Annotated in this window: 7 protein-coding genes and 2 rRNA genes; 8 read left to right on the forward strand and 1 reads right to left on the reverse strand. The window is 69.0% G+C overall.

The features are described 5' to 3' along the window. The 3 genes from VF330_RS07685 to VF330_RS07695 all read left to right on the forward strand — a co-directional run. Nucleotides 1-408: ribosomal RNA gene (locus VF330_RS07685) — 23S ribosomal RNA — on the forward strand; the annotation flags it as partial. Between the two features lie 112 nt (nt 409-520). Then, a 5S ribosomal RNA gene (gene rrf / locus VF330_RS07690) occupies nt 521-637 on the forward strand. Between the two features lie 108 nt (nt 638-745). Then, nucleotides 746-1,570 carry a GNAT family N-acetyltransferase gene (locus tag VF330_RS07695; RefSeq protein ID WP_330850808.1) on the forward strand — a complete coding sequence of 275 codons (825 nt, stop codon included), beginning with the start codon at nt 746-748 and terminating at the stop codon, nt 1,568-1,570. Between the two features lie 13 nt (nt 1,571-1,583). Here the strand turns inward: VF330_RS07695 and VF330_RS07700 are convergent, their stop codons facing one another. Next, nucleotides 1,584-2,033, reverse strand: a complete 450-nt coding sequence (locus VF330_RS07700) for an Lrp/AsnC family transcriptional regulator (protein ID WP_330850809.1) — start codon at nt 2,031-2,033, stop codon at nt 1,584-1,586. An 80-nt stretch (nt 2,034-2,113) separates the two neighbouring features. Between VF330_RS07700 and VF330_RS07705 the strand changes: the two genes are divergently transcribed. The 5 genes from VF330_RS07705 to VF330_RS07725 all read left to right on the forward strand — a co-directional run. Next, complete coding sequence (locus VF330_RS07705; RefSeq protein ID WP_330850810.1) at nt 2,114-2,566, forward strand: rhodanese-like domain-containing protein; 453 nt, start codon at nt 2,114-2,116, stop codon at nt 2,564-2,566. A 25-nt stretch (nt 2,567-2,591) separates the two neighbouring features. Further along, nucleotides 2,592-3,347, forward strand: coding sequence for a type 1 glutamine amidotransferase (locus VF330_RS07710; RefSeq protein WP_330850811.1), 756 nt, complete (start codon nt 2,592-2,594; stop codon nt 3,345-3,347). 86 nt (nt 3,348-3,433) lie between these two features. Beyond that, complete coding sequence (locus VF330_RS07715; protein WP_330850812.1) at nt 3,434-4,567, forward strand: inorganic phosphate transporter; 1,134 nt, start codon at nt 3,434-3,436, stop codon at nt 4,565-4,567. Beyond that, nucleotides 4,564-4,749: a hypothetical protein gene (locus tag VF330_RS07720; RefSeq protein WP_330850813.1), complete on the forward strand. Its 186-nt coding sequence runs from the start codon at nt 4,564-4,566 to the stop codon at nt 4,747-4,749. The genes VF330_RS07715 and VF330_RS07720 overlap by 4 nt, the downstream gene beginning before the upstream one ends. A 26-nt stretch (nt 4,750-4,775) precedes the next feature. Continuing rightward, on the forward strand, nt 4,776-6,326 hold a 1,551-nt coding region (locus VF330_RS07725; RefSeq protein WP_330850814.1), incomplete at its 3' end, for a bifunctional [glutamine synthetase] adenylyltransferase/[glutamine synthetase]-adenylyl-L-tyrosine phosphorylase.

Here is a 6,326-nt window from a genome sequence, read left to right on the forward strand (position 1 = left end):
TTGGCACCTCGATGTCGGCTCGTCGCATCCTGGGGCTGGAGTAGGTCCCAAGGGTTGGGCTGTTCGCCCATTAAAGCGGTACGCGAGCTGGGTTTAGAACGTCGTGAGACAGTTCGGTCCCTATCCGCCGCGCGCGTAGGATACTTGAGGAAGGCTGTCCCTAGTACGAGAGGACCGGGACGGACGGACCGCTGGTGTGCCAGTTGTTCTGCCAAGAGCATTGCTGGTTGGCTACGTTCGGAAGGGATAACCGCTGAAGGCATCTAAGCGGGAAGCTCGTTCCAAGATGAGGTATCCCACCCTTTGTGGGTTAAGGCCCCCAGCTAGACCACTGGGTTGATAGGCCAGAGGTGGAAGACCGGTAACGGTTGGAGCTGACTGGTACTAATAGGCCGAGGACTTGTTACAAAGACGCTACGCATCCACTGTGCGGTTCTGGGAGAACAACCAGAACCGATCGAACCCCTGACAGGGTGAAGTCCTTGTCGGTTCGGGGTTTGGGTTGTGAATTCCATAGTGTTTCGGTGGTTATAGCGTTGGGGAAACACCCGGTCCCATTCCGAACCCGGTAGTTAAGCCCTTCTGCGCCGATGGTACTGCACTGGTTACGGTGTGGGAGAGTAGGTCGCCGCCGGACAATCTTTCAGAAGACCCCTGAGGGTCGAGCACTTCGGTGCTCCCCTCAGGGGTCTTCTGCATGTCCGGACCCGGAATCTCACTTGCCGTCCCTGATCTGATGAGACCCATGGACGCGGTAGTGCACACCACCCTGGAGTCGTTCGACGAGGTAGCGCACGCCCGGCTGGCAGCCGACCCGGTGCGCAACACAGTGGCGATCACCTCACTGGACCGCATCCGCCGCCTGCCGAACGAGCCGGCCCCGCTCCTGATCACGTTCCACGAAGCCGGCGAGCTCGTCGGCTCCCTGGTCCGCACCCCACCCTGGCCCTTCCAAACGGCAGACCTCCCCCTGGTCGCGGTCTCCCTGGCGGTCGAACTCACCGACGAGATCGACCCGGACGCGCCCGGAGCAACCGGCCCGCGCGAAAAATCCGAGGCCTTCGCCACAGCGACGGGCAGACCGTTCACCGAGTCGCTGGCCACGAGGCTCTACCGCCTGGACGAACTGGTCCCGCCCATCGTGGAAGGCGTCGGCCGCCCGGCCACCGAAGACGACGTCGAGCTCCTGGCCACCTGGCGCAAGGCCTTCCTCGAAGAGGCGGTCCCGGAGGCCTCACCCGAGTCCCCGGCCGACTTCGTCCGCGGCTCCCTGCGCCTCGGAAACGGCCACGCCCTCTGGGAGGTGGACGGCACCCCGGTCGCCTGGGCGGCCGGCAGCCTCCCCCAGGCGGGCATGACCAGAATCGGCCCGGTCTACACCCCGCCCGAACACCGCAGACACGGTTACGGCGCCGCGGCCAGCGCCCTGATCACCCAGTGGGCCCTGGCCCGGGGCGCCGCCGAGGTCCTGCTCTTCGCCGACCTCACCAACCCCGTCTCGAACTCGATCTACCAGCGCATCGGCTACGAACCGCTGGACGACTGGGCGGAGTTCTGGTGGAAGCACTGATCCGCACGAGCACCTAGTCGAACAGCTCCGCCGACAGCGGCCGGTCCCGCACGTGCGACGAGAACACGAGCGAGGTGGTCGTGTCCCCGTACCGCTGCATCACCTCGACGAGTTCCTCCAGCTCACCCATCGACCGGCACACGACCCGCAGCAGCCAGCAGTCGTCGCCCGTCACGTGGTCGGCGTCGAGGACCTGCGGCAGCACCAGCACCTGCGACCGGAACCGGGGCGTGTCCAGCGACCGCACCCGCACGCGGACGATCGACTCGATCGGCAGCCCGAGCTTCGCCGGCGACACCACCGCCGTGAAGCCCGTGATCACCCCGAGCGACTCCAGGCGCCGGACCCGTTCGGTTACGGCCGGCGCGGACAGCGACACGACGCGGCCCAGCGCCGTGAACGACATCCGTCCGTCGGACTGCAGCAGCGACAGGATCTTCCAGTCCACTTCGTCGAGGTCCACCTGGAAATCATAGGGAGAACGGCGGAAACGCCTGGACTTCCGCATGTCGGTGCAGACCTTCCCCGAGCACGATCAGAGGCATGACCAACGCACTGCGCTTCCCCGCCGCCGACCCGCACACCGCGGCTGCTTTCTTCGCCGCCGAGCTCGCGTTCGAGGCCGACCCCGACGACGTCCACCGCGACCTCCAGACGGGCAACACGACGGGCTACGTCCTCGTGGAGACGCGGGCACCCGAGGCGTTCGCGAAGGAACGCATCCCCGGTGCGATCAACCTGCCCTACCGCGACCTGACCGAGCGGCCCGAGCGCCCCGAGTGGCTCGCGGACCTCGATCCCGACCTCGTCTACATCTGCTACTGCGAGAGCTTCCAGTGCAACGCCGCGACCAAGGGCGCGCTCGAGCTCGCGCGGAGAGGCTTCCGGGTGAAGCGCCTCTCCGGCGGCATCACGGCCTGGCGGGAAGCCGGGTACCCGATCGAGTCGGACGGGGTCACCGGATCGGACGTTTCCAAGGTCGCGTGTCACTGCTGACCGCTGCCGACATAGGCTCAAGTGCGTGAACGCACCGCGTCTGCTGGTCCTGCAGCCCTCGGAGTCCGACCCGCTCGCGAAGCTGGGGGACTGGCTCGAAGCCGAAGGCGTCGAGCTCGACCTCGTGCCGTTGAAGGAACAGGCCGCGCCGGCGACGCTCGACGGCTACCAGGGGGTCGTGTGCCTCGGCGGTGAGATGGGGGCGCTCGACGACCTCGACCACCCGTGGCTGGCCGACGCGCGGCGGCTGCTGTCCAACGCCGTCGCGCAGCGGGTGCCGACGCTCGCGATCTGCCTCGGTGCGCAGCTGCTCGCGGCGGCCACCGGCGGTCAGGTGCGCAAGGGTCCACAAGGGCCGGAGGTCGGCGTGCTGCTCGTCGCCAAGCGCGACGCGTCGGGCCGGGACCCGTTGTTCGCCGACCTGCCGTTCACGCCCGATGTGCTCCAGTTCCACAACGACGAGGTGCACCTGCTGCCGCCCGGCGCGGAACACCTCGCCGCGTCCCCGAAATATCCCAATCAGGCGTTTCGGGTGGGGGAGAGCGCTTACGGCCTCCAGTTCCACATCGAGACGACGCCGGAAATCGTCTTGAACTGGGCCGCCAAGGATCCTGATTCGGCGGCGTGCGCGCGGGCGCACCACTTCGACCAGGAGTTCCTCGAACAAGCGCACCGCGACTTCGAGGAGGTGTGGCAGCCGTTCGTCGCCCGGTTCGCGAAGCTGGTGCGGGGAGAACTGTCGCCCGCGGGACGTTTGGGCACACAACTTCCGTTGGTGTGACGTTACTTTCGTAGGTTTTAAGACATCCTCCGTTGGCGGTACCGTAACCTCCTGGACAGCTTGTTCGATCCAGCCGGAGGATCACTGTGGATCCCGCTCTTGTAGTGATCATCGTCGTCATCACTGCTCTCATCTTCGACTTCACGAACGGGTTCCACGACACGGCCAACGCCATGGCCACCTCCATCGCCACGGGCGCGCTCAAGCCCCGCACGGCGGTCGCGTTGTCGGCGGTGCTCAACCTCGTAGGTGCGTTCCTCTCCGTCGAGGTGGCCAAGACCATCTCCGGGGGGATCGTCGACGACGCCCAGATCACGCCCGCCGTCATCTTCGGCGGGCTGGTCGGCGCGATCATGTGGAACCTCGTCACCTGGTACGTCGGCCTGCCGTCGAGCTCGTCGCACGCGTTGTTCGGCGGCCTGATCGGCGCGGCCTGGGTCGCGTCCGGTGTGGACGCCATCCACTTCGCCAAGGTCGTCGACAAGGTCCTGGTGCCCGCCATCGTGGCGCCGCTGGTCGCAGGACTGGTCGCGGCCATCGCCACGATCGTCGTCTACCGGCTCAAGAAGGCCGCCGACCCGCGCGTCGCGCACACCGGTTTCAAGGTCGGCCAGGTCGCGTCCGCCTCGCTCGTCTCCCTCGCGCACGGCACGAACGACGCCCAGAAGACGATGGGCATCATCACGCTGGCGCTGATCACGTCCGGCTCGCTCGCGCCCGGTTCCGGCCCGCCCACCTGGGTGATCATCAGCGCCGGTCTCGCGATCGCGCTCGGCACGTACCTCGGCGGCTGGCGCATCACGCACACGCTGGGCCGCGGCCTCACGACCATCGAGCCCGCGCAGGGCTTCGCGGCGCAGACCTCGACCGCCACGGCCATCCTCGCGTCGTCGCACCTCGGGTTCGCACTGTCCACCACGCACGTCGCGTCCGGCGGCATCATGGGCTCCGGCCTCGGCCGCGACCGCCGCGGCGTCAAGTGGGGCACCATGGGCAAGATGGCCGCCGGCTGGCTGCTCACGCTGCCCGCCGCCGGCATCGTCGGCGCGCTCGCGGGCAAGTGGGCGTCCACCGGCGCCGTCGGCATCATCGGCGTCGCCGTCATCGGTCTCGTCGTGTCGGCCGGCATCTGGATGCTGGCGCGGCGCGAGCCCGTCAAGCCCGAGCACATCGTCGACGAGGTCGCGGCCCAGGCCGAACTGCACAAGGTGGCGGCATGAAGGTCGACTGGATGGCGTTGCTCCAGGTCTTCGGCGCCACGCTGCTGGCCACGGTGCTCGTCGTGACGTTGTTCGTCGTCGGCATCCGCGCGTTGTCGGGCGACAAGAAGGTCCCCGCGTACGCGAGCTTCGCCGGCTGCGTCGCCGTCGTGCTCTACGGGCTCTCCCTGATCGTCTTCTGACGCGGCGGGGACTAGGTTGGTCCCCGATGAGCGAACCAGTCCGCCACGCGTCACCAGCAAGGTTCGGGCTCACCGAGGCGCGCAGCGAGGAAGTGCTGCGCGGGCTCGGCCTGTGGGCTGACCGCCGTCCCGCCGACGGCGCCGAACCGGTGCTCGCGGCGCTGTCCCGCAGCCCCGACCCCGACCTCGCGCTGCGCGGCCTCGAACGCCTGCGGCCCGTCGCCGACTGGGACGCCCTGTCGGCCGCGCTGCACGACGACGTGCAGGTGCGCGGCCGCCTGCTCGCCGTGCTCGGCTCGTCGACCGCGCTGTCGGACTTCCTCGTCGTCAACCCCGGCCGCTGGCGCTCCCTGACCGGTGAGGTCGACGTGTCGCTCGATCTCGGCGCCGACGACGTGCTGCGCACCGAGTACCGGGCGAGGCTGCTGCTCATCGCGGCCGACGACCTCGCGCACGTCGTCGAGCCCGACCTGCCGTTCGTCCCGTACGACACGGTCGCGGCGCAACTGTCCGACCTGGCCGTCTCCGCGCTGCGGGCGTCGTTGCAGCTCGCCGCCGAGAAGGTCAACGGCGCCGACCGCTGCCGGCTCGCCGTCATCGCGATGGGCAAGTGCGGCGCGAACGAGCTGAACTACGTGAGCGACGTCGACGTCGTGTTCGTCGCCGAGGGCGACCTGGGCGTGGCGACCCGGCTCGCCAGCACGATGATGCAGATCGCCGGCCAGTCGTGCTTCGAGGTCGACGCCGCGCTGCGGCCGGAGGGCAAGGCCGGTGCGCTGGTGCGCACGCTCGACGGGCACGCCTCCTACTACAAGAAGTGGGCGCGGACCTGGGAGTTCCAGGCGCTGCTGAAGGCGCGGCCGGTCGCGGGCGACGCCGAGCTGGGCCAGTCCTACCTCGACGTCGTGCGGCCGTATGTGTGGACGGCCGCCGAACGCGAGAACTTCGTCGAGGACGTGCAGGCGATGCGCCGCCGCGTCGAGGACCACGTGCCGTCCGGGCTCGCCGACCGCGAGCTGAAGCTCGGCCGCGGCGGACTGCGCGACGTCGAGTTCGCGGTGCAGCTGCTGCAGCTCGTGCACGGCCGGTCCGACGAGGACCTGCGCATCCAGGCGACCACGGCCGCGCTGGCCGCGCTGGGCACCGGCGGGTACGTGGGGCGCGGGGACGCGGCCGACTTCGGGCGCTCGTACCGGTTCCTGCGCACGTTGGAGCACCGGCTGCAGTTGCAGCGTTTACTGCGCACGCACCTCTTCCCGGCCGACGACGACGTGGCGGCGTTGCGCTGGCTGGCGCGGTCGATCGGGTTGCACGCCGACGGCCGCAAGTCCGAGGGACAGGTGCTGCTCGCGGAGTTCCGCAAGCACGCCAACCAGGTCCGGCGGCTGCACGAGAAGCTCTTCTACCGGCCGCTGCTCCAGTCCGTGGCGGGCGTGCCGACTGAGGCGCTGCGGCTCACCACCAAGGAGGCCGTGGCTCGGCTGGCCGCGCTGGGCTACACCTCACCCGACGGGGCGCTGCGGCACATCCAGGCGTTGACGCACGGCATGTCGCGACGCGCCCGCATCCAGGGCGCG

It is taken from the genome of Lentzea sp. (assembly GCF_036380075.1).
GTDB lineage: Bacteria > Actinomycetota > Actinomycetes > Mycobacteriales > Pseudonocardiaceae > Lentzea.

Bases quoted from the DNA above. Each gene is read 5' to 3' on its own strand.
- VF330_RS07695 (WP_330850808.1), top strand. From the start codon at position 746: ATGGACGCGGTAGTGCACACCACCCTGGAGTCGTTCGACGAGGTAGCG.
- VF330_RS07705 (WP_330850810.1), top strand. From the start codon at position 2,114: ATGACCAACGCACTGCGCTTCCCCGCCGCCGACCCGCACACCGCGGCT.
- VF330_RS07720 (WP_330850813.1), top strand. From the start codon at position 4,564: ATGAAGGTCGACTGGATGGCGTTGCTCCAGGTCTTCGGCGCCACGCTG.